The sequence below is a fragment of the Streptomyces sp. NBC_00400 genome (assembly GCF_036048035.1).
Classification (GTDB): Bacteria; Actinomycetota; Actinomycetes; order Streptomycetales; family Streptomycetaceae; genus Streptomyces.
Window position 1 is genome coordinate 2900593 of record NZ_CP107940.1, and the last position, 25215, is coordinate 2925807.

A 25215-nucleotide genomic window follows, 5' to 3' on the forward strand; every position below is an offset into this window, starting at 1 on the left:
GGCCTGGCGCCGCGACCTCACAACTCCACGATCACCGCGCCCAGATGACGCCCCTCGGTCAGCTCGCGCAGTGCCCGCGGCGCCTGTTCGATCCCCCGCAGCCGGGCGTGCGGGAAGGTGAAGGTGCCGTCGCGCAGCCCCTCGCCGAACCGCTGGTTCCACTCCGGGATCAGGTCCAAGTGGTCGTACAGGGCGACGCCGCGCAGGGTGATGCTGCGGGAGAGCAGCGAGAGGGGGTCGATCTCGACGGTGGTGGGATTGCCCTCCCCGCCGAGCTGGCTGGAGAGCGCCCCGACGATGGCGATCCGGGCGCCCCGGTTGGCGAGGGCGAGGGCGGCCTGCAGCTGTTCGCCGCCGACGTTGTCGAAGACCGCGTCGATGCCTTCCGGGGCGGCCGTGCGCAGTTGGTCCGCGATCGGGCCCGCACCGCGGATGACCACCGCGTCATACCCGAATTCCTTGATCAGCCGGTCCGCCTTCTCCTGCGATCCCGTACTGCCGATGATCCGGGCGGCGCCGCGCAGCCGGGCGACCTGGCCCGCCAGGGTGCCCACCCCGCCCGCCGCCCCGGTGACGAAGACGGTGTCGCCGGGGCGTACTTCGGCGCCGTGCACCACGCCCATCCAGGCGGTGGGGCCCTGGGAGAGGCAGGCGGCCGGGTCGGACAGCAGGCCGGGGTCGAGCGGCTGCACCTGCTCGGCATCCAGCACGGCGTACTCCCGCCAGCCGAGCTGGTGTTCCACCAGGTCGCCGGGCTTGAGGCCGGTCCCCGGGGCGGCGACCACTTCGCCGACGGCGGACCCGTACAGCGGTTCGCCGATCTTGTAGGGGGGCATCGGCACCACGCTGGTCTCGTCCATCAGCGTGCGCATCACAGCGGCGACACCCATCACGGTGTTGCGGACCAGCACCTGGCCGGGCCCGGGTTCCGGGACCGGCACCTCCACGATCTCGAAGAGATCGTCGGTGACGGGCCCCTGCGGGCGGGCGGCCAGGCGGACTTCACGGTGCGTTCGAGGAGTCATGCCCCGAGGCTAGAACCTGACGCGCGCGTCAAGGTCAAACCGGTCGCTGGGCCCAGGACTTCCGGGCCGCTACCCCCCGAGCCGTTCCGCCAGCTCCTGCGGATCCGTCGTCGGCCGCTCGCAGGTGAAATGACGGCAGACGTAGGCGGCCGGTTTGCCGTCGACCAGGGGGCGGCCCTGGAGGAGCGGCACCTCGTCCACCCCGGGTTCGCCCAGCGCGACGGCCGCCCCCGGGGCGGTGCCGAGCAGCGCGGCGCGGTGCAGCGCGACGGTGGCCGGATCGCCCTGCGGGCCGACGACGGCGACCTCGCGCGGACCGTCCAGCGCGGCCTCGGCGACGGCCAGCCCCCATCCGATGAAGCGCGGGGCCCGGCCGCCGAGCGCGGTGACGATGCCCAGGGCCCGCTCCGCGGCGCTCCGGTGGAGGTCGCTGCCGGTCAGTGCGGCATACGACAGCAGGGCACCGGCCGCCGCGGTCCACCCGGAGGGCGTCGCATTGTCGGTCGGGTCCTGGGGGCGGCGGATCAGGGCCTCGGCGTCGGCCGCGGTGTCGTAGAGCGCGCCGTCCTCGGTGGTGAACTGGAGCAGCACGGTGTCCAGGAAGAAGCCCGCGAACTCCACCCAGACGCCCTCCCCGGTGACGGAGGCCAGGGTGAGGAAGCCCTCCGCGACATCGGCGTAGTCCTCCAGGACGCCGGAGTTGGCGCCGGGCGCGCCGTCGCGGGAGGTGCGGTGCAGCCGGGCCTGCCAGTCCATGTGGACGCGTACCAGCAGGTCGGCGGCGTCGGTGGCGGCCTGGATCAGGTCCGGCCGGTCGAAGTAGGCGCCGGTCTCGGCGAGCGCGGCGATGGCCAGCCCGTTCCAGGAGGCGACGACCTTGTCGTCCCGGCCGGGGCGCGGCCGCTCCTCGCGCGCCGCGAGCAGCCGCTGCTTGACCGAGGCCACCCGGTCGGCGTCCACCGGTCCGTCGGCGTCCGGGAGCTGGAGGACCGAGGCGCCCTCCTCGAAGGTGCCTTCCTCGGTGACGCCGAAACGGTCGGCGGCGAACTCCGCGTCCTCCTCGCCCAGTACGGCGCGCAGCTGCTCGGGCGTCCAGACGTAGTAGGCGCCCTCGACGTGCCTGCCGGTGCCCGAGCCGTCGTCGCTGTCCGCGTCCAGCGCGGAGGCGAAACCGCCCTGTTCGGTGCGGAGTTCACGGACCATGAAGTCGGCGGTCTCGACCGCGATGCGGCGCGCCACGTCCGAGCCGGTGGACCGCCACAGATGGGCGTAGGTCCGGCACAGCAGGGCGTTGTCGTAGAGCATCTTCTCGAAGTGCGGCACGGTCCAGGCGGCGTCCACCGCATAGCGCGCGAAACCGCCGCCGAGCTGGTCGTAGATGCCACCGCGGGCCATCGCCGCACAGGTCGCCTGCACCATTTCCAGGGCTCCTTCGGAGCCGGTGCGGGCGTGGTGGCGGAGCAGGAACTCCAGCACCATGGACGGCGGGAACTTGGGCGCACCCCCGAACCCGCCCTGCACCGCGTCGAATTCGCGGGTCAGGCCCATCAGGGCGCCGTGCAGCTCCTCCGGCCGCGGGGGCCGCCGCTCCGCGGGCAGCGAGTCGGTCAGCGACCGGCCGGCCAGATCGGCGACGATCCGCCCGGCGACCTCGCCGACCTCGCCGCGCCGGTCGGTCCAGGCGCTGCGCACCCCCTCCAGGATCTGCCCGAAGGACGGCATGCCATGGCGGGGCTCGGGCGGGAAGTACGTACCGAAGTAGAAGGGCTCGGCGTCCGGGGTGAGGAAGACGGTCATGGGCCAGCCGCCCTGGCCGGTGGCGGCCTGCACGGCCTCCATGTAGACGGCGTCGACGTCGGGACGCTCCTCGCGGTCCACCTTGACGGCCACGAAGTGCTCGTTGAGCAGGTCCGCGGTGGCCGGGTCCTCGAAACTTTCGTGAGCCATTACGTGGCACCAGTGGCACGAGCTGTAGCCGACGCTGAGCAGGACCGGCACACCGCGCCGCCGCGCTTCCTCGAACGCGTCGGCCGACCACGGCCACCAGTCGACCGGGTTGTCGGCGTGCTGGAGCAGATAGGGGGAAGTCTCTTGAGCCAGGCGGTTCGGCATGGGGCCATCCTCTCCCAATGAGGCACGGGGAGCCGGGAGCGGAGGGAGTTATCCACAGGCCTGCCGGAAATCACGCGGACGCGGAACACTGTGCGTACGGCGACGATCACCGCTGGACACTGCTGGAACTGCTGGAACTGCTGGAGGGGGATGGCATGCCGGGCTTACTGGCTGTGCTGCGCGACGGCCACCGGGCGGAAGCGGAAGCGCTGTTGACCAGGGCGGTCGAGGAGGAGGTACGGCGCTCGGGCGGACGGCTCGACGGGGACACCCTGCTCGGCCGGGCGCGGGCGGCGCTGGAGGATCTGGCGGGCAGCGCCGCCGAGGAGTACACCGCGTATGTCAAGGCGCTGGACGAGGCCGCCGCCGGCCGGCCGTCGCTGTCCCGGCGGCTGTCGCGCAAGGAGCTGGGCACCCCGGCGGTGGCGACGGCCGTGGCGGCGGTGGCGGCGTTCGGTACGGACCTCGTGTACGGCACGGGCGCGGGGCCGGCGCTGGGCGTGGGGGCCGCCGTGGTGGTGGCGGGCGCGGCCGCCACGGTCCTGAAGCTGACCGCGGGCCACTGGCCGGCGGCGCACCGGGAGGCCGGGATGCGCGACCGGCCCGGCGGTGCGCAGCAGCTGCGGCTGCAGTGGCTGACGGCGCTGGAGGTACGCGGCATCCGGCCGTTCCTGGATCAGCAGCGGATGCTGACGGCGGCCGCCCGCGGCGGTACGGCCGCCAAGCCCGTCGCCTCGAAGAGCGGCCGCGGACCACAGCTGCGCGGTGCGGACCGCAGCGCCGCGGCCCGGCAGCGGTCCCTGCTGGAGCACTCCTTCTCCCAACTTCCGCATCCGGACGGCCCGTTCGCCGGGCGGCGGGCGGAGCTGACGCAGATCGCGCAGTGGGTGCACGCGGCCCGCGCGAGCACGGAGACCAAGCCGACGGTGGTGATACTCCACGGCGAGCCGGGCTCGGGGCGTACGGCGCTGGCGGTGCGGGCCGCACATCAGCTGCGCGATCAGTTCCGCGGCGCCTGTGTGGTGGACCTGCGCAGCGATACCCCTGGTGAGGTGCCGCTGCCGACCCGGGACGCGCTGCTGCATCTGCTCAACCGGCTGGGCGCGCCCCGCGAGCAACTGCTGTTCCGCGAGCGCCCGTCCCAGGAACAGCACGTCAAGCGGCTCACCGATCTCTACCACCAGCATCTGACGGGCCTTCCGGTGACGGTGCTGCTGGACGACGCCGCGGATCCCGAACAGGTGCGCACCCTGGTGCCGGAGCGGTCCGACAGCCTGGTGCTGGTCACCTCCCGTGCGCCGCTGGAGCTGCCCGAGGACATCGAGGCCTGGGTGCACCACCTGCCGGTGGGCGCACTGGACGCCGCGGGCACCGAAGAGCTGCTGCGCGCCTCCGCCACGGCCGGCGACGACGCCCCGGACGAGACCGGCCCCTACGACGCACAGGCCCTCGACGAGATCTCCGAACTGTGCGCGGGCCTCCCCCTGGCGCTGCGGGTGGCGGGCTCCGCACTGGACTCGCGCACCGCCACCGCACTGGCCACGGATCTGGCGGCCTACGGCCCGGAACCACCCGTGGAGCGTGCGTTGTGGCTGCGCTACGCCGACCAGTCGGAGACCGCCCGGCGGCTGCTGCGCCGGCTGGCGCTGGTGGGCCGGGCGAGCCTGGGGGCGGCGGCCTCGGCGGCGCTGCTCGGCGTCGAGCAGGCGGAGGCCGAGCGGGAACTGACGACGCTGGCCCGGGCCGGGCTGATCGAGCATGTGCGGGGCCGGCGCTACCGCCTGCACGCCCTGGTGCACCGCTTCGCCCACGACCGGCTGATGGACGAGGAGGAGCCGGGCGAGCGCGGCGCGGCCCAGGAACGGCTGATCCGCGGCTATGCGGAGCTGGCCGACTCGGTCATCCGGCTGGTCGACGGCCGGACCTCCACCCGCGCCGACCGCTTCGGCTCGCACGGCTTCACCTCCCTGGACGCGGCCCTGCAGTGGCTGGACGACGAGACCAGCTTCATCACGGCCGCACTGCGCCACGCCGATCAGGGCGTGGACCAGGCGGCGGTCTCGCATCTGCTGGGCGCCCTGGCCGACTACTGCCTGCTGCGCGGGGATCTCTACCGGCTCGGCGAGCTGAGCGAGCTGACCCGGGCCGTGGGGCAGGGGCTGCTGGTCCGCTCGGTGCAGTGGCGTACGGGTGTGGCGGCCCGGCAGCTCGGCGAGCTGGACAAGGCGCGGACCACGCTGTCGTCGGTGGTCGATCTGTACTTCGAGGCCCAGCATCCGGCCGGCGCCGCCCGTGCGCTGCGCGATCTGGGCATCACGCTTCAGCAGCAGGGCAATCTCGCGGAGGCCGCGGCCAAGCTCCGTGAGGCGCTTCAGCTGCAGTCCGGCGCGGATATGCACGGCGACCGGGCCTGGACGCTGCACGCCCTGGCGGCGGTGGAGCGGGACCGTGCCCAGCTCGCCGACGCCCTCGCCATGCTGCGGGAGGCACTGGAGCTGCACGAGGAGAGCGAGAGCATCCACGGCCAGGCATGGGCCCACTTCCAGCTCGGCCAGGTGCATCTGCGCAGGGGCGACGTACCGGCGGCGGAGAGTGCGCTGCAGGCGGCGCTGGGGCTCTACGGCCGTACGCACGACGAGCGCGGCGAGGCCTGGGCGATGACGCAGCTGGCGCGCGCCCGGCTGGTGGACGGCGAGCCGGGCCCCGCGGTGGACCAGCTCCGGCAGGCTCTGCCGCTGCACCACCAGCACGAGGACGCACGTGGCGAGGCCTGGACGATGTACTACCTGGGCCAGGCGCTGGAGGAGCGCGGTGAGCACGACGCGGCGCTGCGGCAGCTGGAGCGGTCGCGGACGATGTTCAGCCGGATGCAGGACGGCTACGGCCTGGCCTGCGCCCGGCATCACTCGGGGCGGGTCACCCGCGATCTGCGGGCGGAGCAGACCGGCTCGCTGCGCAACAGCGGCTTCGCCCGGCAGCTGCTGCAGGACGCCCGTAAGGACTTCCAGCGGATAGGGGTGCCGCACGGGGAGGCGTGGTCCTGCCTGGAGCTGCTGATCATCGACGCCGGCAACGGCCGGGCCGGGCAGGCGCTGGAGCTTGCCGACGAGGCGGCGGGCCTGTTCGCGGGCTACGGCGACCGGCGCGGTGAGGACTGGGCACGGTTCCTGCGCTGCACGCTGCTGCCGCTCGCCTCGCCGGGTGGCAGCGTGGTGGGCGCGGCCGTCGCCCAGGAGGAGCTGGCGCAGCTGATCCGTGAGAAGCACGCGGCCCGCGATTCCAAGCTGGAGGACTGCGCGGAGGCGTTCGCGCTGCTGCTGGACCGCGGGGTGGAGCCGGAGACGGGGTGGCAGGCATGGCGGCTCGGCATGGTGCCCAACCGCCATGCGCGCGAGGTCATGGGGGTGCCGGTCGCCCGGACCGGCACGGAGTGACGATCGGCCCCGGCTCGCCGGCCACTCGGGCCGACGAGCCGCCGGGCCGGTCAGCCGGCCGTGTCCATCGGCCGGCCCTCGACCGCCACCCGGTCTTCAGGGACCAGCGGCCCGCCCCCGGCCGTTCCTCAGCTGGTCTTCGCCGGCCTCAGCTGGTCTTCGGCTTGGGTGCCGGCGTGGCGGCGGAGGCGGTGCTGCCCGCCTCACCGTCCTCCGGCTGCTCCTCGAAGTCCACCTTCTTCATCTGCTTGTTCATGGACTTCATCAGCAGCCACACGGCGCCGCCGATGACCGCGAAGACGATGAAGCCGAGGACGCCGGGAGTCACTTTGTCCTTGTCGAAGGTGTCGGCAAGGGTGACGAAGTGCGTCAGGGCGAGGGTGCTTGTCGCGCTCATCATGGACTCAATTGTGGCGGATGCCCGCGAAGAGGTCGTCCTCGGGGAGGGAAGTGTCCACCCGCGACTTCGCGAGCTCGTACTCTTCCGTCGGCCAGACCTCGCGCTGGATGTCCATCGGCACCCGGAACCAACCGCCGTCGGGGTCGATCTGGGTGGCGTGGGCGATCAGCGCCTTGTCACGGATCTCGAAGAAGTCGGCGCACGGGACGTACGTGGTCAGCGTGCGCTCGCGCTGCTCGAACTGCTTCCAGCGCTCCAGCCACTCGCCGTAGGGCGAATCCATGCCGCGCTCCAGCAGCGCCTCGTGCAGCGCGATGGTGCGGGGCTTGTTGAAGCCCTGGTTGTAGTAGAGCTTCTGGGGCTGCCAGGGCTCGCCGGCCTCGGGGTACTTCTCCGGGTCGCCGGCCGCCTCGAAGGCCACCATCGTGATCTTGTGGGTCATGATGTGGTCCGGGTGCGGATAGCCGCCGTTCTCGTCGTAGGTCGTGATGACCTGCGGCTTGAACTCCCGGATCAGCTTGACCAGCCGCCCGGCCGCCTCGTCGACGTCCTGCAGCGCGAAGCAGCCGTCGGGCAGCGGCGGCAGCGGGTCGCCCTCGGGCAGCCCGGAGTCGACAAAGCCGAGCCACTCCTGCTTGACGCCCAGGATCTCCCGGGCCTCGTCCATTTCCTTCTTCCGTACTTCGTGGATGTGCTCCTCGATGTACGGGTCTCCCTGGAGTTTGGGGTTGAGGATGGAACCTCGCTCACCGCCTGTGCAGGTGGCGACCAGCACGTCCACCCCCTCGGACACGTACTTGGCCATCGTGGCCGCACCCTTGCTCGACTCGTCGTCGGGGTGGGCGTGGACCGCCATCAATCGCAGCTGCTCAGTCAAGACTCGATCCTCAGTAAAGGGCCGGAGAAGATGCCTCCTATAGTGACCGAAGCGAGGGGGCGCTGTATTCCCTGGGGCGGGGACCCCCCGGGGGTTCGTGGCTCAGGTCCCCCGACCAGGAGGATGGATCATGACCGCGGTGCGCGAAGGGCTCCCCGACGGACGCTACGGCCGCTCCGCGGATGCGCGTGCGGACCGTAACCTCAAGATCATTGGGGCGGTGCTCGGTGCCGTCCTGCTGGGTGTGATCGGCTGGTGCGGCATCTCGTACATCTCGGGGCAGGAGCTCAGCGCTCGCGTGATCACCTGGGACGCGGTCTCCGATCACGCCGTCAAGGTCCATCTCGAGGTCGTCAAGGACACGGACGACAAGGGCGTGTGCACGCTCCGCTCGCAGGCCGAGGACGGCTCCGAGGTCGGACGCAAGGACGTCACCGTCGACCAGCGCTCGGCCCAGGTGGACACCGAGGTCACGGTGCGGACGACGAAGCGGGCCACCAATGCCGTCCTCGTCGGCTGCACGGCCTCGGGCAACGGCTGACCGCCCCGGCCTCCCGGCAACGGCTGACCGCCCCGGCCTCCCGGCAACGGCTGACCGCCTCGGCCTCGGGACCACGGCTGCCCCCGGCCTCTGGGCGACGGCTCACCTGCGCGGCCTCGGGCACGGCTGACACCCCGCCCCGCCCGCCGCTGACCGCACTCCGCACCCCGCCCACCCGCAGGGCGTGTCGTCACCGCCTCTGATCAGGGATGATGCATCCCTGTGCGGCCGCTGTGAATTTTCCTCTTCCCCGTTTTGTGCCGGAATTGTTAGGCTCGTGGTTTCGCCCACCTGTGAAGGCGCAAACCTTCCTGGTAGGGCGTTTGATTTATCCCCAGTACCGACGAGGAGCACCTGTGACCCAGACCAGCGAAAACGTCACCTGGCTTACCCAGGAGGCGTATGACCAGCTCAAGGCAGAGCTGGAGCACCTGTCTGGTCCCGCACGCGCCGAGATCACCGAGAAGATCGCGGCGGCCCGCGAGGAAGGTGACCTGAAGGAGAACGCCGGGTACCACGCGGCCAAGGAAGAGCAGGGCAAGCAGGAACTGCGTGTCCGCCAGCTCACCCAGCTGCTGCAGACCGCCAAGGTCGGCGAAGCGCCTGCCGCCACCGGCGTCGTCGCTCCCGGCATGGTCGTCACCATCGCGTTCGACGGGGACCCGGACGACACGCTGTCGTTCCTTCTGGCCTCCCGGGAGTACGCGAGCTCGGACATCGAGACCTACTCCCCCCAGTCGCCGCTGGGCACCGGCGTGAACGGCAAGAAGGTCGGCGCCGCGGCGGAGTATGAGCTCCCCAACGGCAAGAAGGCGACCGTGAAGATCCTCGACGCGAAGCCGTACACCGGCTGACGCCCGAGACACCCCCGAGACGGCGAAGCGGCCCGGAGCAGCATGGATGCTCCGGGCCGCTTGCCCTGTCTGCGGCACCAAGCCGCTCGGGCCGTAACCCCTCGGGCGTAACCCGTCAGGCCACAACCGCTCCGGCCGTGGCCGGCCGGGCCGTACCGCTCAACGGCACCCCTCAGGCCGTGGCCGACCGGTATTTGCGGACGGCCAGCGTCCGGAAGACCGCGATGATCAGGACGGACCAGATCACCGAGGCCAGCACCGGGTGGTCCATCGGCCAGGCCCCGGTCACCGACGTGGGCGCCTTGTCGATGGTGTTGCCGAACAGCTGCCGGGCGGCGGCCACCGTCGCACTGAACGGGTTCCACTCCGCGACGTGCTGCAGGAACGCCGGCATGCCGTCGACCGGTACGAACGCGTTCGAGATGAAGGTCAGCGGGAAGAGCCAGATCAGCCCGCCCGAGGTGGCCGCCTCGGGCGTCCGCACCGTCAGCCCGATGAGCGCCCCGATCCAGGAGAAGGCGTAGCCGAGCAGGAGCAGCAGTGCGAAGCCGGCCAGCACCTCGACGATGTTCTCGTGGGAACGCCAGCCGATCAGCAGCGCGACGACCGCCAGCACCACCAGCGTCAGCGCGGTCTGCACGAGGTCGGCGAGGGTACGGCCGGTGAGCACCGCACCGCGCGACATCGGCAGCGACCGGAACCGGTCGATCAGGCCCTTGTGCATGTCATCCGCGATCCCCGCGCCGGCACCCGCCGTGGCGAAGGTGACGGTCTGCGCGAAGATCCCGGCCATCAGGAACTCGTGGTAGGCCTGGGCGTCGCCCGGCGGGGCGCCGGGGACGTTGATGGAACCGCCGAAGACGTAGGTGAACAGCACCACGAACATGATCGGCTGAATGAGGCCGAAGATCACTACTTCGGGGATCCGGATCATCCGGATCAGATTGCGCTTGGCGACGACCAGGGAGTCGCGTACCGACCGGCTGAAGCCGCCGCGCGGCTGCGGGGTACGGATACGGGCGTCGCCGGCCGCTTCGGTCATCGTGCTCACTTCACGCCCTCCTTGCCGGCCGGCACGCCCGCGTCCGCCTCGGCCACCCGGGCCGCCGGCCCCGCCTCGCCCGGACCGGCCGCCCCGGCGCCCTTGCCGCCCTTGGCGCCCTTCTTCTGCCGCCCCACGGAGCCCTTGCCGCCCGCGCCGTTCTCCTCCGCCGCCTCCGCGGTGTGCCCGGTCAGCGAGATGAACACATCGTCGAGGGTCGGACGGCGCAGCCCGATGTCGTCGATCTCCACCCCGCGCGCATCCAGTTCGCGGATGACCTCGGCGAGCAGCTTGGCGCCGCCCGTCACGGGGATGGTGAGCTTGCGGGTGTGCGGTTCGACCGTGCCCTCGCCCTTGCCGAAGCCGCGCAGGACCTCGTCGGCGACGGTGAGGTGTTCGGGGGCGTGCACCACGACCTCGACACGCTCGCCGCCGGTACGCGCCTTGAGCTGGTCGGAGGTACCGCGGGCGATGACCTTGCCGTGGTCCACGACGCAGATGTCGTGGGCGAGTCGGTCGGCCTCCTCCAGATACTGCGTGGTGAGCAGCAGGGTCGTGCCGCCCGCGACCAGTTCCTGGATGACGTCCCACAGCGCTTGGCGGTTACGGGGGTCCAGGCCGGTGGTCGGCTCGTCCATGAACATCACGGGCGGGCTGACGACCAGTGCGGCGGCCAGGTCGAGGCGGCGGCGCATACCGCCGGAGTAGGTCTTGGCGGTGCGGTCGGCGGCGTCACCGAGATGGAAGCGTTCCAGCAGTTCAGCGGCCCGGCGCTTCGCGTCACGTCCGCTCATCTGGTAGAGCTGGCCGACCATTGTCAGGTTCTCGCGGCCGGTCAAGTACTCGTCCACAGCGGCGAACTGACCGGACAGGCCTATCGAGCGCCGCACCTCGTCGGGCTGCGCGAGGACGTCGATCCCGGCGACCACCGCCTTGCCGCGGTCGGGCCGGAGCAGGGTCGTCAGGACACGTACGGCAGTGGTCTTGCCGGCACCGTTGGGGCCGAGCATTCCGAGGACGGTTCCTTCGGGAACGTCGAGATCGACGCCGTCCAGTGCCCTCACGTCGCCGAACGTCTTCACCAGACCTTCGGCGTAAATGGCGCCTGGCATATGGGCTCTCCCATGGCTTGGGTCAGTTCCAGGTCGAATATTACGATTGGCGGCCTATGCCTGCTCTATGGCATTTGTCCGCGACGGAACGCCACGACTGCCCGGCACCCCGTAACCACGACGGTACAACCAAACGCGATACATCGCGATACAAATTTCGATTTTCCGCGCACGAACGGAAGGGGAACAGACGTTCGTCGGCGCGTGTGGGGGCGCCACGCTATACCCACGGGACCCCCGCGCCCTATCCCCTTGCGACGATCCCTTTTGCGGTATCCCGGTGCCTCGTGCGGCATCTGCGCACTCCGCCGCACCGCGAGCCCGTACGCACTCCGCCGCACCGCGAGCCCGTACTGCCGCTGCGGGCCCGTGCCGCCACTACTCCGCGATGACGTACCCCGCCCGGTGCAGCGCCGTGCGCAGCTCGTCGCAGTGCGCCGGCCCCTGTGTCTCCAGATGCAGCTCCACCTCGACCTCGGTCAGCCCGAGCCGGGGATCCGTCCGCACATGGCCGACGTCGAGCACATTCGCATCGGCCTGGGACAGCACCCCGAGCAGGGTCGCCAGCGCCCCCGGCCGGTCCGTCAGCCGAAGCCGCAGCGAGAGGTAGCGCCCGCCGGCCGCCATACCGTGCCGCAGGATGCGCTGCATCAGCAGCGGGTCGACATTGCCGCCGGACAGCACCGCGACCACCGGCCCCTGGAAGGACTCCGGATCGGCGAGCAGCGCCGCCACCGGACTCGCCCCGGCCGGTTCCACCACCAGCTTCGCCCGCTCCAGGCACAGCAGCAGCGCGCTGGAGAGCTGGCCTTCGGTGACCGTACGGACCTCGTCCACCAGCGCCGCGACCATCCCGAAGGTCACCTCGCCGGGCCGCCCCACCTTGATGCCGTCCGCCATCGTCGAAAGTCCCTCGATCGCCACCGGGCGCCCGGCCGCCAGCGACGGTGGATAGCAGGCCGCCCCCGCCGCCTGCACCCCGACGACCTTCACATCGGGCCGCAGCGCCTTGACCGCGAGCGCGACCCCCGCGGCGAGACCGCCGCCGCCGACCCCGACGACGATGGTCCGCACCTCGGGGCACTGTTCCAGGATCTCCAGGCCGACGGTGCCCTGACCGGCGATGATGTCGGGGTGGTCGAAGGGGTGGATGAAGACCGCGCCGGTCTCGCGCGCATACTCCTGGGCGGCGGCCAGCGTGTCGTCCACGACCTGGCCGTGCAGCCGTACCTCGGCGCCGTATTCGCGGGTGGCGGCCACCTTCGGCAACGGGGCGCCGACCGGCATGAACACCGTCGACCGCACCCCCAGCAACGACGCCGCGAGCGCCACGCCCTGTGCATGGTTGCCGGCGCTGGCGGCCACCACACCGGCCGCCCGCTCCCGCGCCGAGAGCCCGGCGATCCGTACGTAGGCGCCACGGATCTTGAAGGAGCCGGTGCGCTGAAGGTTCTCGCACTTGAGGTGGACGGGCGCGCCGACCAGCCCGGACAGATAGCGGCTGCCCTCCATCGCGGTGGCCCGGGAGACACCCGAGAGCATCTTGTGCGCCTCGCGTACGTCATCGACCGTCAACGCGGCGACCGGATCCTCGGCAGGGTGCGCGGAGGCGGAGGTTCCGTGCGGCGTACGCGGCGTACGCGGCGTGTGGTCAGCCATATCGCCAGTCTTGCAGTTCGCCCTCCGTGGAGCGTTTTCTGCCCGAATGGCGATCAGGCGCGTGGCGAAACGTGCGGCACTGCCCCGTACGGCCGCCCGGGGTTACGGGGCGTTATCGGAATGGACAGCCCAGGGACGCCTCACGCCGGGTCCGCGTACGCTGTCCTCCCATCCATACGCACTTCCATCGAAGCGAGCTCCCGGCCATGCCCACCTCTTCGGACATGACGACCCACACCGACCCCGCTCTCCTCGACGCGCTGCAGCACCAAGTGGCCGTCTTCGCCCGCCGCGCAGAACAGAGCCGGCTCGGCGGCGTCGGGCAGGCGCGCAATTCCATGGACCGCGCCGCTTATCTGCTGCTCAACCGCCTCGACCAGGAGGGCCCGATGGGCGTGAAGGCCCTGGCCGCCGGTATGGGCATCGACTCCTCGACGGTCACCCGGCAGGTCGCCCCGCTGGTCGACTCCGGCCTGGTCAGCCGTGCCACCCATCCGGAGGACGGCCGGGCCGTGGTGCTTCAGCTCTCCGAGCGCGGCCTCGCCCGCCTGGAGGAGGTCCGCACGTCCCGGCGCGCGCTGATGGCGCTGGTGACGGAGCACTGGACCGAGGAGGAGCGCACGGCGTTCACCACACTCCTGACGCGCTTCAACGCCTCCCTCTCCGACATCACTGCGTCCTTGACGCCGGTGGGCCCGACGTCCTGACGTGATGTCCTGGGGTAGATCCCTGGCGTGACGGCGTGACGGCGTGACGTGAAGTCGTGACGCGAAGTCGTGACGTGCTGCGGCGTCCTGACCTCCTGCCTGCCTGACCGGCGAGCCCGCTTCCCGACCCGCCCCGGCCGCGGAGGAGTTGCTGACCTGCGCACTCGCGCGGACCTACGCCGTCCGGGACCGGCTGCGCGGCGACGACCCGTACGAGCGCACCCGCCGGGAGATGGCCGCCTTCCCGCAAGCTCTTGAGGAGCAGGACGGTACCCCCATCGCGCACGCCGCCTGGCGGCACCGCCGCCCGCGGCCGCCGCCTGCCGGCCCACCGCAGGGTGTTGCGCCGCCTCGGCCGGCTGTGCGCGCTGCTCGTGCCGGCGGCGCTGGTCTGGGCGGCCGCGGCCGTGGATCACGCCTGGCTGCCCCCGCCGGCCGGCACCACCCCTCCCGCGGAGGGGTGGTGAGCGACCGGCGGTGAGCGACCGGAGCGTCGGCCCAGCGCCTGCGTCAGCCCAGCGCCTGCGTGAGATCGGCCAGCAGGTCGTCGACCGACTCGATGCCGACCGAGAGCCGCACGAGGTCGTTGGGGACCTCCAGCAGCGACCCGGCCGTCGAGGCGTGCGTCATCAGCCCCGGGTGCTCGATCAGCGACTCGACACCGCCCAGCGACTCGCCGAGGGTGAACAGCTTGGCACGGTTGCAGACCTCCACCGCTGCCTGCTCACCGCCCGCGACCTGGAACGACACCATGCCGCCGAAGGACCGCATCTGCTTGGCGGCGACCTCGTGGCCCTGGTGCTCGGCCAGCCCCGGGTAGTAGACGCGGGTGACCTTGTTGTGCGAGGCCAGCAGGTCCGCGATGCGTGCCGCATTGGCGCTGTGGCGGTCCATACGGACGGCGAGCGTCTTGATGCCGCGCATCACGAGCCAGGCGTCGAACGGTCCGGCGACCGCGCCCATCGCGTTCTGGTGGTAGGCCAGTTCCTCGCCGAGGGCGTCGTCGTTGACGACCAGGGCGCCGCCGACCACGTCCGAATGCCCGCCCATGTACTTGGTCGTGGAGTAGACCACCACGTCCGCGCCGAGGGCGAGCGGCTGCTGGAGGTAGGGGCTGGCGAAGGTGTTGTCGACAACCAGCTTGACCCCGGCGTCATGGGCGACCCCGGCCAGCGCCGTGATGTCGCTGATGCCGAGCAGCGGGTTGCTGGGCGTCTCGACCCAGATCGCCTTCGTACGGGGCCGCAGCGCATCGCGTACGGCCTTCGGGTCGGAGGTGTCGGCCACCGACCATTCCACACCCCAGCGCTCGACGACCTTCGAGATGAGACGGAATGTCCCGCCGTAGGCGTCGTTGGGGATGACGACGTGGTCGCCGGGGCTCAGCAGGGTGCGCAGCAGGCAGTCCTCGGCGGCGAGGCCGGAGGCGAAGGCGAGGCCGCGGCGGCCGCCGTCGAGGGCCGCGAGGTTCTCCTCCAGGGCGGTACGGGTCGGGTTGGCGCTGCGGCTGTACTCGTAGCCGCCGCGGAGCCCGCCGACGCCGTCTTGCTTGTACGTGGATACCTGGTAGATGGGCGGTACCACCGCGCCGGTCGCCTCGTCGGGCTCCTGACCTGCGTGGATGGCAACGGTTTCAAAATGCTGGTGGCGTGGTTCGCGCTGATCGCTCATGCCAACCGAGGGTAGTCGGCCTCGCGACCTTACTTTTCGGAACTTTCTGGTTGCCTGGATAGTGGATACATACGAAGAACGAAGAACCGAAGAGCTGCGGGGCCGCGGGACCGCAGGACCGTTCTCCAGCCCCCACCGCACCACCCCAACCGCGCGTCACCACTCCACCACTCCCTGCCACTCCACCTGCCCTTGCTGCTCCACCCCGCACCTCCCGCCACTCCGGTCCCCCACCGCCCCGCACCGTTAGCGTTACACCGGCAGCCGTGACCACTACGGCCCACGGCCTACAGCCCCCGGGTACCGCTCCCGACACCGCTACCGACAGCCGTACAGGTACAGGACACCCCACATGGACGCTCTGCTCGTTCTCTTCGCCGCGCTCGCGCTCGGCGGTTTCGTCTTCCTGCCCTGGATGCGGCGCCGGCGGGCCGTGCAGCACACCCGGCAAGGCCTCGTGGTGGCCTCCGACCCGATGGCCGGCTACGGCTTCGTACCGCTGGACGAGCTCGACGTCCGGCTGCCCGGCCCCGACCAGGAACTGGCCGATGCGCTGGAGGAGATGCGCCGGACACACGACTGGCGCCCGGCCGCCGCGCTGCTGAAGTCCACCGGCGACAACTGGGAGCGGCGCTGGCAGCGGGTGCAGACGCTGGCCGGCGCCGCCGCGTTCGAGCTGGCCGCGGAGGAGGCGACGGAGCAGCAGCGGCGCGGTACGGCCCCGGGGTACGGCGACGGCGGGCGGACCGGCGGGATCTGGCTGCGCACGTGGCGTTCGGAGGCCCCCAAGGACCCGGGCGGCGCCCAGACGCACGCCCAGTTCCTGGTGGTCCAGGCCCTGCGCGACCCGGGCTCGCAGGACTTCCGCATGATCCTCGAAGAGGCCCGTACGGTCTGCCGGGAGGCGGCCCTGCTCGCGCCCGGCAGCCCGATCCCGTACATCACCGAGCTGGCCGTCGCCCGCGGCCTGGGCGACCGCCCCGCCGACTACGAAGAGCTGTGGACGAAGGTCGCCCAGCGCGCCCCGCAGCACATGGGCGCACACCTCGCCGCGCTCCCGTACTGGTCCGAGAAGTGGCACGGCTCCCGCAAGGAGGCCGAAGCCTTCGCCGAGCGCGCGGCGGCCGCCGCCCCCGCCAAGACCCTCCTCCCGGCCCTCCCCCTCTTCGCCGTCTACGACCACCTCCCCGAGGCCAACCTGGTCCGCGGCCTCTACCGGAGCGCGGTCGTCGAGCGCGCGATCGAGGGTGCCCACTTCGCCCTCCGCGAGGCCCCCGCCGACCATCCCATGGCACCGCACGTCCGCCACCTGCTGGTCTGGTTCCTGGTCCGCGCCGAGCGCTACGCCGAGGCCATGGAACAACTCCGCCTGGTCGACGGCCATGTGGGCGCCGTCCCGTGGTCGTACGGCCGCAGCCCCGCCGCCGAGTACGCCGCCTACCGCGCCCTGGCCATCACGGGCTGGGAACAACTGGGCGGCAACGCGGCGGGTTTTCCGCCCGCGGGGCAGTAGAGCGGCCGGGCGGGCAGCGCGGAGAGCAGCGGGCAGCGCGGAGTGGGCGGGACGCGCGCAGGCCGAGCCGCAAGCAGAGGACGAGCCGCATGCAGAGGACGAGCCGAACGGCTCCGACCGACTCCCAACGACTCCGAACCCCGACCCCGGCCTGCAGGCTCAACCCGCCCACGGCCGACTGTCAGTGGCCCCGTGCATCATGACCACATGACACAGAGCACCGTCGACCCGCTGCACACCCTCGCCCACACGCACCTGCCCGCCGGGATCGCCGAACGGTGGATCGGCCTGCTGCGGCCGGGACTGCGCCTGGAGAAGGCAACGGATCGCGGGACCACCCCGGTCGTCGGCCGGCTCGGCGGCGCCCCGGAGCTGCCCGAGGACACGGAATGGCCCGTCTGGGAGGGCCACGGCCCGCTCGCCTTCATCGCTTCGCTCGACTGCGCCCTGCTCCCCTCGGCCGCCCTCGACATCGCCATACCGGCGGACGGCACGCTGGCCTTCTTCTACTTCGACGGTCAGCTCGACGACGGCGACGCCTTGGTCGCGCCCCATGAACCGGACACCTGGGCGGGCGCACGCGTGCTGTACGTACCGGCGGACGTCCCCACCGCCGCACGCGCCACGCCGGAAGGAATCCAGCCCTACCCCGAGGTGCCTTTGACAGCACGCCCGGAGGCGACCGCCCCGTACACCTGGCACCCCCTGGTCCACCGGGAGTTCGCCTCACTGCCGGACGACCACCCGCTGTGGGGCGAAGACTTCCAGGAGGCCCTGTACGACCACTCCGAGGGCACCGAACACCGCCTCGGCGGCCACGCGAACCCCGTACAGGACGCGGTGGAGTCCGAGGTCGCCCACGGTGTCCTGGGCAGCCCGCCGTGGGACGACCCCCGCATCGAGGAGGAGGTGTCCCGCTGGCTCCTGCTCGCCCAGATCGACACGGACCACCACGCCGACATGATGTGGGGCGACTGCGGCGCCCTCTACTGGCTCATACGCCCCGAGGACCTGGCCGAACGCCGCTTCGACCGCGCCATGTTCACCTGGCAGTGCGGCTGACGGAACGGCGGAGCGGCTGCCGGAACGCCGGACGAGGGTTCACTTGCCGAAGCCATCCAGGCGGAAGTGGCGCTTGCCGAGCTCGTAGATCTTCCCGGCAAAGCCCCCGTCGGCGAGCAGCACCGTGCGGACATACCTGCCGTTGCCCACCGTCACCCCTGCTTATGGAAGCGTGCTCACGGAGGGTTGCCCCCCGAGCAACCTCCCCGAGCCGGAATACCCCTCGCCCCCCAGGCGTTACCACCCATGCAACGCCGTGTGCCGCTTCCCGTCCAGCCCAGGAGCCTGATCCCATGCTCTTCTCCCGCTTCAAGACCCACCTCCCCACGCCGGACGAAGCGCTCGAAGGGCGCCCCGAGCGGGCCTTCACCGTCCCCGACCGGCACACCGTCCTGGGCAACCCGCTGCTCGGCCCGTACCCGGACGGCCTGGAGACCGCCGACTTCGGCCTGGGCTGCTTCTGGGGCGCCGAGCGGAAGTTCTGGCAGACCGAGGGCGTCTGGACCACCCTCGTCGGCTACCAGGGCGGCCACACCCCGAACCCCACCTACGAAGAGGTCTGCAGCGGCCACACCGGCCACACCGAGGCCGTCCGCGTCGTCTTCGACCCCAAGACCGTCTCGTACGGCACCCTGCTGAAGCTCTTCTGGGAGTCCCACGACCCCACCCAGGGCTTCCGCCAGGGCAACGACGTCGGCACCCAGTACCGCTCCGCCATCTACACCCACTCCCCCGCCCAGCAACAGGCCGCCGAAGCCTCCCGCGACGCCTACCGCACCGTCCTCCGCAACTCCGGCCACTCCGACATCACCACCGAAATCCTCCCCGCCGACGCCTCCCGGCCCTTCTATCCGGCAGAGGGATACCACCAGCAGTACTTGGACAAAAACCCGGCGGGGTACTGCGGGATCGGCGGGACGGGCGTCAAGCTAAGCGCCCCGTCCGAGACGAACTGGGGCCGGTCCTGCCCGACGGGGATCGCATCCGCCCCGGAAGTCACGGAGCAGTAGAACGCTTCCGCCAAGCAGGTCCAGGCGCGGGTAGCCACACCGCCTCTCCCTCACTCGTTCGAGCGGAGGGAGAGCGCTTGTGCCCGATACGCTGACGCACGGGACCAGAATCACGCCCATGGGAGTAGCCATGGCCACCTCCGCCGCTGGGCAGCCACTCATTCCCCAGCCCCCTGCCACGGTTGCCGCGCTGCGGCAGGCGATCAGTCAGATCGCACCGGCAGCGCTGCCGGCCTTCACACGGGAGTTGGACCAAGCGGCCGACCAATCCCGGCAGGGCTCCGACCTGGCACCGCTCCAGCGGTTCATCGCCCAGTGGGCCGCCTATGTCCACATCCAGCGTCAGCCCGACGCGGCAGCGGACCTCCGCCGGTGGGAGAATGCTGCTGAATCGGGCGACGCGGCTCAGGCACGGCAGGCCGCCTCCGAGATCGGCCGGCTCCTGGACGAAGCCCACGCCGCCATCGGCCTCCCGGCCCGGTGAGCACTGACTGGCACTGGGAGTACGACCCCGACTACGACCATGTGGCGGGCGGCATCCCCGGTCACGTGGTGGCGGAAGTGGAACGTCTGACCGGCCAGCTCGTGGACCTTGCAAGGACGGGCATCGACGTCAGCGATTTCGGCAACGGTCCCCGGCCGGGAGGCCTGCGCCGCATGGACGCCGCCGGTGGCTGGTTCTACTTCCTCGTGGCACCGCGTGCCACGAACGACTGAAGTATCTTGCGTGCCGGGGTTACTTGGCACGCAAGACCCGTGGGGACGGGGGTCAAGCTAAGTGCTCCGTCGGAGACGAACTGGGGTCGTGCCCGACAGGCATCGCGCCGGCGCCGACTGCCGACTGCCGACTGCCGACTGCCGGCTGCCGACTGCTCCGCAGCTCCGTGGACTCGTCCGAGATGGCGAGCTGCCCGCCGGCGACCCGTGCCGTAAAGCACACGTTGAACTGCCGCCGCACCTCCCCGTCCGCATAAGCGATCACGTGACGAGGATCGGTGTACGCCCCCACCAGCCCGGTGATCTCCACATCAAGCCCGGTCTCCTCCTTGACCTCCTCGAAGCTCTGGGCGTAGGTGTCGAAGATTCCGCCACCTCCGTTGCGACGACTCCGACGCCTCCGTTGCGACGAAGGTGCCATACCGGCGCCCCATAGGCCGGTGGTGCATGAGGGCGGCCCCAGCACCCTGATTCGGCCCTTGCCGTGGATGTGCCTGCCGTGGATGCACTTGCCTGGAAAATACATTGAACGATACGTCTCGTCTCGCCTACTGTGGGGACATGATGACCACGAATCCCCCCAGGCATGCCCATATCGCCATGTTCTCCATCGCCGCGCACGGGCATGTGAATCCAAGTCTCGAAGTGATCCGCGAGCTCGTGGCCCGGGGGCACCGTGTCACGTACGCGATCCCGCACCTTTTCGAGGAGAAGGTTGCCGAGGCCGGCGCCGAGCCCGTCCTGTACCGCACCACGCTGCCCTCGCCCGACGACGACCCGTCGGCGTGGGGGAGCACGCTCCTCGACAACGTCGAGCCGTTCCTGGAGGACGCGATCCAGGCGCTGCCGCAGCTCGCCACGGCGTATCGAGGCGATGAGCCGGACCTCGTGCTGCACGACATCACCTCGTACCCGGCGCGCGTCCTCGCTCACCGCTGGGGCGTGCCCGCGATCTCCCTCTCGCCGAACCTGGTCGCGTGGGAGGGGTACGAGGAGGAGGTTGCCGAGCCGATGTGGGCGGAGCCCAAGGCGACCGAGCGCGGCAGGGCGTACTACGAGAAGTTCACCAATTGGCTTGCCGGGAACGGGATCACGCAGCATCCCGACCCGTTCGTCGGCCGCCCCGGCCGCTCGATCGTGCTCATCCCGAAGGCACTGCAGCCCAACGCCGGACGGGTCGATGAGAAGGTGCACTCGTTCGTCGGCGCCTGCCATGGTGACCGCGCCACGCAGGGCGACTGGGAGCGGCCCGCGGACGCCGAGCGGGTGCTGCTGGTCTCGCTCGGCTCGTCCTTCACCAAGCAGCCCGCTTTCTACGGCGAGTGTGTCAAGGCATTCGGTGATCTGCCGGGCTGGCATGTCGTGCTCCAGGTGGGCAAGCACGTCACGGCCGATGAGCTCGGGGAGGTCCCGGGGAACGTGGAAGTGCACCAATGGGTACCGCAGTTGGCGATCCTGCGGAAGGCGGACGCCTTCATCACGCACGCCGGGGCGGGTGGCAGCCAGGAGGGGCTGGCCACCGCCACGCCCATGGTCGCCGTTCCGCAGGCCGTCGACCAATTCGGCAACGCGGACGTGCTCCAGGGGCTCGGCGTGGCCCGTCACGTGCCGATGGACCAGGCCGACGCCGCCACCCTCCGTGCGGCAGTGCTCGCGCTCGTCGACGACCCCGACGTGCGGCACCGACTCGCGTCCATCCAGCGGGAGATGGCTGCCGAAGGCGGCACCCGGCGCGCGGCCGACCTCATCGAGGCCGAACTGCCCATTAGGTGAGGGCGCCTGACGGTGCAGCGACTTACTCTTGACTGCCATGTACTTTGCATTACAAAGTGAGTGCAGTAGCGGGCGGGCGGGCGGCCGGGACCGGCGGTCCGCCGGCCGGTGCTGCCGACGCGTGATCACAAGGGGGCATGGTGGGAACACCGTCATTGAGCAGTGCGGGGTCCGGACCGAGGGCAGACGCGGTCGGCCTGATAGCGGCGACGGAAGGCCTGCGGGCCCGGGCCCGCGCGCAGATGAACGGCGCGTGGGTCTCCCTTCTCGGTTTCGGCCTGCTGGCGCTGGCGGCCGCTCCGATTGCCAGGTACGCCTTCAATTTCGGAGCCCACGGCCGCTACATCGGGTCCTACCCGGCGTTCGCGTACGCCGAGCTGACCGGCCTGTGCGTCGTCCATGAACCGGGAACCCCCTGCTTGAAGGGCGAGTTCGACGGCGCCGTGCTGCGCTTCACCGCCTGGGGCGTGTGGTTCGCGCTCCTCCCCCTGGCATGGTTCGTCTTCGCCCGCTGGTACCGCCTGCGTGGCGAGACCCGGGGTATCGTCCCCCGCCGCGGCGTGTGGATCCGCACGACGGCCATAGCCACCGCAGCGATCACGACGGCCCTGATGGCCATGCTGTTCAGCAGGAACCAGTCGTGGGAGGCCGAGCTGCTGGAGAACAGCTACGCCTCCCCGTGGTACCTGGTCGGCATCGGGCTGCTCGCGCTCGGAATGGCCGAACGCAGCTGGATCGCCGCGGCCGCCGGCATCGCTCATGCCGTGCTGCTCACCGGCTACCTCGGTGCCTCCTGGGGCAGTGGATGGCTCCCCTGGCAGCACCCCGCCGAGTCCGCTCACCCCGGCTGGACCGACGGACCGCAGGCCAAGGCGTGCCTGCTCGCCGCCCTCCTGCTCCTCGCCGGGCTGGCCGAGTGGGCGGTGGCCCGTCGTCGAGCCGCTTCCCGCGACGCCGGTGCGGGTACGGCTGCCTCATGAGCGTCGAGGACTCGCCTGCCGCGTGCGAGGAAAAGGGCCAGGAAATGGGCCAGGAAATGGGCCAGGAAATGGGCCAGGAACGGGAACAGGAAAGACTCCACCCGACCCGGTCACTGGACGACACCGTCCACCAGCGCGTGCGGCTCGGCATTCTCGCCATTGCCCGAGAAGCCGACCGAGTCGAGTTCAGCTTCCTGAAGAAACAACTCGCCGTCACCGACGGAAATCTCTCCCGGCATCTGAAGGTGCTGGAGGAGTCGGACCTGATCACCGTGGAGAAGGGGTACGCCGGTCGGCGCCCCCGTACGTGGATCGCCCTCACCCGCGAAGGCGCGCAGGCACTGGACACCGAACTTCGCGCCCTGCGTGCCCTCGTCCTCCGCCTGGAATCTCCCCGCCCTGCGCTTGGGTCGCCCGACGTCTGATCGCCGCTGTGGCACATCATCGGCACCGGAGCGGGGCCAGGAGAAGGCTCACCGAGGGAGACGCGCCGAGGGCTGCATTGTTGTCGGTGTCCGGCAGATCGCATACGTTGCCCCCGGTGTTCTTTCTCGCCCAAGGCCCCTGTTCCCCGACGGGCTGCACCATGACAGTCCTGAGCTCGATGTGACCCATCACCGGATTCCGTGATCGGGATCCTCTGACGAACTGGCGCAGAATCACGACGGAGTGAGATGAGTCTTTCTGGCATGGTCCGGCGGGGCGGTTTCGGTGCGCGGAGGGGTTTTCTCGGGCGGGCCGGATTTCTGGTCGTATCGACGCTGTGCATGACGGCCTGTGGCGCATCCACCACGCATTCTTCCGTCTCGGCGAACGCCCGCGCGGAGAACGTGACGTCCTTTGCGCGGCTGGTCGATATCGGGCATGGCCGCATGATGTATCTGGAGTGCCATGGCAGTGGGTCTCCGACCGTCGTGCTCGTACCGGGACTCGTCGCGGCCGCGGATACCTGGAGCTATGTGGCCGGGCCGAACGGCGACAGAAAGCCCAGCAGCTCTGCCGTATATCCCGCGGTGGGGAGGTTCACCCGGGTCTGTTCCTACGATCGCCCGGGAACGGTCCGGGAGGACGGGAAGTTCACCACCTCGTCGACGGTCGCGCAGCCCACCACAGCACGTGGTGATGCCGCGGACCTGCACGCACTGCTGAAGGCGGCGAAGGTACCCGGCCCGTATGTGCTCGCGGGATGGTCGGCGGGCGGGCCGGTCGTCAGGATTTACGCCGGCGAGTACCCGCATGAGGTGTCCGGTCTCGTTCTCGTGGACGCCGAGTCGGAATTCCTGCAATCGCGGCTCACGCCACAGCAGTTCGCCACCTTTCTGGCGCTGATCCGCAACGACGACAAGAAGCGCATCGCTCAGTGGAAAGATGTGGAAAGGCAGAATCCTGCGATCGCCTTCGGGCAGGTGCGCGCCGCCCCGCCGGTGCCGAAGATCCCGGTGGTCGTGCTGAGCGGGGATGAATTCGACGCCGATGCTTTTCGTGCTCGGCTGCCGGCTCATGCTCCGGCGGATTTCCCGCAGGTCTTCTGGCGGGCCCAACGTGCCTCGCAGCGAGATCTCGCGCTGCAGTTTCCCGGTGCGCAACACATCACCAAGACGCAGAGCGACCACAACATCCAGAACAACCGGCCGCAGCTCGTCACCGATGCGGTGCGCGAGGTGGTGGAGAAGGCTCGTCGTCGGCCGGGTGGTACGCCGTCGTCTTCGTAGTCTGGCGCTGGGGTGGGCTGCTGCCGCGGCCCCCTCAGCCTGAAGTGAGTTGCCGCCGGTCCTCCGCCTAGAGTCCTGTCATGGACTGGGTGGAGCGGGTGGGGAATCTGCGGCAGTGGGCGCAGAACGGAGCGCGGGCGCCGCACAAACCGCTGCTCATGCTCTATGCGTTGGGGCGGTTTCAGCGGTTGCCGCAGCAGCCGATGCGCTACTCCGAGATCGAGCACGATCTGAGCGAGCTGCTGCGGGATTACGGACCCACGCGCCGGACGTCGCCCTCCTATCCGTTCCACCATCTCGTCAGTGACGGGGTGTGGGAGGTGCGTACCGACAGCGGGGACGGCAGTCCGGGGACAGGGGTGCGGGCGCTACGGGAGAGCGGGGCACGGGGGCAGCTGGCCGCCGGACTGCGCGGCGCGCTCTCGGATGATCCGACGCTGCTCGGACAGCTGGCCCAACTGCTCCTGGACCGGCACTTCCCGCCGTCGGCCCACCCGGACATCTCCGCGGCCGTCGGGCTCGACCTGGAGACGGCGGAGGGCATAGGGGTCGCCTCCGGGCCGGTCCCGGGGCGCCGGCGGGCGGCCGAGCTGCGCGGGCGGGTGCTCATCGCTTACGAATACCGGTGCGCCTTCTGCGGCTTCGACGGTTCGATCGGCCGGGTGCCGGTCGGGCTGGAAGCCGCCCACGTCCAATGGTGGGCCTTTCGCGGACCCGATGAACTCGCCAACTGTCTGTGCCTGTGCTCGCTGCACCACAAGCTGTTCGACAGAGGGGTGCTGGGCCTGGATTCCGGCCGGCGGATCACGGTCGCCCAGGAGTTCATCGGGCACAGCCGGGCGGCGCGCGAGCATGTGCTCGGCCTCTCCGGGCAGGCCGTCATCGGGCCGCAGCGGGGCAGTGCACAGGTCGCCCCCGCTTACATCACCTGGCATACCGCGCAGGTGTTCCGTGGTGAGCCCCGGGTGCCGGAGTGCGTTTGAGTGTGTTTGAGTGCGTTTGATTTGAGTGCGC

The 25215-nt window shown here is 70.8% G+C and carries 23 protein-coding genes and 1 pseudogene; 15 read left to right on the forward strand and 9 right to left on the reverse strand.

The features are described 5' to 3' along the window. Positions 1 to 17: 17 nt before the first annotated feature. On the reverse strand, positions 18 to 1025 hold the full coding sequence (locus tag OHS81_RS12620; RefSeq protein ID WP_328384875.1) for an NADP-dependent oxidoreductase: 1008 nt from the start codon (positions 1023 to 1025) through the stop codon (positions 18 to 20). 69 nt (positions 1026 to 1094) lie between these two features. Next, positions 1095 to 3137 (reverse strand): thioredoxin domain-containing protein, encoded by a 2043-nt coding sequence (locus OHS81_RS12625; protein WP_328384876.1) that lies wholly within the window; start codon positions 3135 to 3137, stop codon positions 1095 to 1097. Positions 3138 to 3292: 155 nt separating this feature from the next. On the opposite strand from OHS81_RS12625, the gene OHS81_RS12630 reads away from it, so the two are divergent. Continuing rightward, on the forward strand, positions 3293 to 6571 hold the full coding sequence (locus OHS81_RS12630; RefSeq protein WP_328391107.1) for a tetratricopeptide repeat protein: 3279 nt from the start codon (positions 3293 to 3295) through the stop codon (positions 6569 to 6571). A gap of 148 nt (positions 6572 to 6719) precedes the next feature. Here OHS81_RS12630 and OHS81_RS12635 read toward each other — a convergent pair whose 3' ends face one another. Both OHS81_RS12635 and mca read right to left on the reverse strand, forming a co-directional pair. Further along, complete coding sequence (locus tag OHS81_RS12635; protein WP_088799665.1) at positions 6720 to 6971, reverse strand: hypothetical protein; 252 nt, start codon at positions 6969 to 6971, stop codon at positions 6720 to 6722. A gap of 4 nt (positions 6972 to 6975) precedes the next feature. Next, on the reverse strand, positions 6976 to 7848 hold the full coding sequence (gene mca, locus OHS81_RS12640) for a mycothiol conjugate amidase Mca (RefSeq protein WP_328384877.1): 873 nt from the start codon (positions 7846 to 7848) through the stop codon (positions 6976 to 6978). Between the two features lie 130 nt (positions 7849 to 7978). Between mca and OHS81_RS12645 the strand changes: the two genes are divergently transcribed. Together OHS81_RS12645 and greA are read left to right on the forward strand one after the other, a co-directional pair. After that, positions 7979 to 8389, forward strand: coding sequence for a DUF4307 domain-containing protein (locus OHS81_RS12645; RefSeq protein ID WP_328384878.1), 411 nt, complete (start codon positions 7979 to 7981; stop codon positions 8387 to 8389). A gap of 356 nt (positions 8390 to 8745) precedes the next feature. Continuing rightward, complete coding sequence (gene greA / locus OHS81_RS12650) at positions 8746 to 9243, forward strand: transcription elongation factor GreA (protein ID WP_328384879.1); 498 nt, start codon at positions 8746 to 8748, stop codon at positions 9241 to 9243. Positions 9244 to 9415: 172 nt separating this feature from the next. Here the strand turns inward: greA and OHS81_RS12655 are convergent, their stop codons facing one another. From OHS81_RS12655 to ilvA, 3 genes are all read right to left on the reverse strand, one after another. Next, a complete protein-coding gene (locus tag OHS81_RS12655; protein WP_328391109.1) occupies positions 9416 to 10285 on the reverse strand; it encodes an ABC transporter permease in 870 nt (289 codons plus the stop codon). A gap of 5 nt (positions 10286 to 10290) precedes the next feature. After that, positions 10291 to 11397 carry an ATP-binding cassette domain-containing protein gene (locus tag OHS81_RS12660; protein WP_328384880.1) on the reverse strand — a complete coding sequence of 369 codons (1107 nt, stop codon included), beginning with the start codon at positions 11395 to 11397 and terminating at the stop codon, positions 10291 to 10293. Between the two features lie 378 nt (positions 11398 to 11775). Continuing rightward, positions 11776 to 13056, reverse strand: coding sequence for a threonine ammonia-lyase (ilvA, locus tag OHS81_RS12665; protein ID WP_328384881.1), 1281 nt, complete (start codon positions 13054 to 13056; stop codon positions 11776 to 11778). Between the two features lie 206 nt (positions 13057 to 13262). Here ilvA and OHS81_RS12670 point away from each other — a divergent pair, with 206 nt between their 5' ends. Both OHS81_RS12670 and OHS81_RS12680 read left to right on the forward strand, forming a co-directional pair. After that, positions 13263 to 13763: a MarR family winged helix-turn-helix transcriptional regulator gene (locus tag OHS81_RS12670; protein ID WP_328384882.1), complete on the forward strand. Its 501-nt coding sequence runs from the start codon at positions 13263 to 13265 to the stop codon at positions 13761 to 13763. Positions 13764 to 14104: 341 nt separating this feature from the next. Continuing rightward, entirely contained in the window at positions 14105 to 14230 is a 126-nt protein-coding gene (locus tag OHS81_RS12680; protein WP_328384883.1) for a hypothetical protein, read from the forward strand. Between the two features lie 43 nt (positions 14231 to 14273). Here the strand turns inward: OHS81_RS12680 and OHS81_RS12685 are convergent, their stop codons facing one another. Further along, a complete protein-coding gene (locus tag OHS81_RS12685) occupies positions 14274 to 15434 on the reverse strand; it encodes a cystathionine gamma-synthase (RefSeq protein ID WP_328384884.1) in 1161 nt (386 codons plus the stop codon). A gap of 352 nt (positions 15435 to 15786) precedes the next feature. Between OHS81_RS12685 and OHS81_RS12690 the strand changes: the two genes are divergently transcribed. The 5 genes from OHS81_RS12690 to OHS81_RS12710 all read left to right on the forward strand — a co-directional run bounded on the left by OHS81_RS12690 (position 15787) and on the right by OHS81_RS12710 (position 19736). Beyond that, positions 15787 to 16947: a hypothetical protein gene (locus OHS81_RS12690; RefSeq protein WP_328384885.1), complete on the forward strand. Its 1161-nt coding sequence runs from the start codon at positions 15787 to 15789 to the stop codon at positions 16945 to 16947. 207 nt (positions 16948 to 17154) lie between these two features. After that, positions 17155 to 18009: a YwqG family protein gene (locus OHS81_RS12695; RefSeq protein ID WP_328384886.1), complete on the forward strand. Its 855-nt coding sequence runs from the start codon at positions 17155 to 17157 to the stop codon at positions 18007 to 18009. A gap of 293 nt (positions 18010 to 18302) precedes the next feature. Next, complete coding sequence (gene msrA / locus OHS81_RS12700) at positions 18303 to 19019, forward strand: peptide-methionine (S)-S-oxide reductase MsrA (RefSeq protein WP_328384887.1); 717 nt, start codon at positions 18303 to 18305, stop codon at positions 19017 to 19019. A gap of 130 nt (positions 19020 to 19149) precedes the next feature. After that, complete coding sequence (locus OHS81_RS12705) at positions 19150 to 19503, forward strand: DUF6247 family protein (RefSeq protein WP_328391111.1); 354 nt, start codon at positions 19150 to 19152, stop codon at positions 19501 to 19503. Then, entirely contained in the window at positions 19500 to 19736 is a 237-nt protein-coding gene (locus OHS81_RS12710) for a hypothetical protein (protein WP_328384888.1), read from the forward strand. The genes OHS81_RS12705 and OHS81_RS12710 overlap by 4 nt, the downstream gene beginning before the upstream one ends. 52 nt (positions 19737 to 19788) lie before the next feature. Here the strand turns inward: OHS81_RS12710 and OHS81_RS12715 are convergent. Continuing rightward, positions 19789 to 20073 (reverse strand): annotated as a pseudogene (locus tag OHS81_RS12715) (NUDIX hydrolase); the annotation flags it as partial. A 224-nt stretch (positions 20074 to 20297) separates the two neighbouring features. Here OHS81_RS12715 and mgt point away from each other — a divergent pair. From mgt to OHS81_RS12740, 5 genes are all read left to right on the forward strand, one after another. Continuing rightward, positions 20298 to 21509 (forward strand): macrolide-inactivating glycosyltransferase, encoded by a 1212-nt coding sequence (mgt, locus tag OHS81_RS12720; RefSeq protein WP_328384889.1) that lies wholly within the window; start codon positions 20298 to 20300, stop codon positions 21507 to 21509. A gap of 137 nt (positions 21510 to 21646) precedes the next feature. After that, positions 21647 to 22489: a hypothetical protein gene (locus OHS81_RS12725; RefSeq protein ID WP_328384890.1), complete on the forward strand. Its 843-nt coding sequence runs from the start codon at positions 21647 to 21649 to the stop codon at positions 22487 to 22489. Next, entirely contained in the window at positions 22486 to 22914 is a 429-nt protein-coding gene (locus OHS81_RS12730) for a winged helix-turn-helix domain-containing protein (RefSeq protein ID WP_328384891.1), read from the forward strand. The genes OHS81_RS12725 and OHS81_RS12730 overlap by 4 nt, the downstream gene beginning before the upstream one ends. A 249-nt stretch (positions 22915 to 23163) precedes the next feature. Then, positions 23164 to 24201 carry an alpha/beta fold hydrolase gene (locus OHS81_RS12735; RefSeq protein ID WP_328384892.1) on the forward strand — a complete coding sequence of 346 codons (1038 nt, stop codon included), beginning with the start codon at positions 23164 to 23166 and terminating at the stop codon, positions 24199 to 24201. Between the two features lie 80 nt (positions 24202 to 24281). Then, positions 24282 to 25184, forward strand: a complete 903-nt coding sequence (locus OHS81_RS12740) for a phosphorothioated DNA-binding restriction endonuclease (protein ID WP_328384893.1) — start codon at positions 24282 to 24284, stop codon at positions 25182 to 25184. The last annotated feature ends 31 nt before the right edge of the window (positions 25185 to 25215 follow it).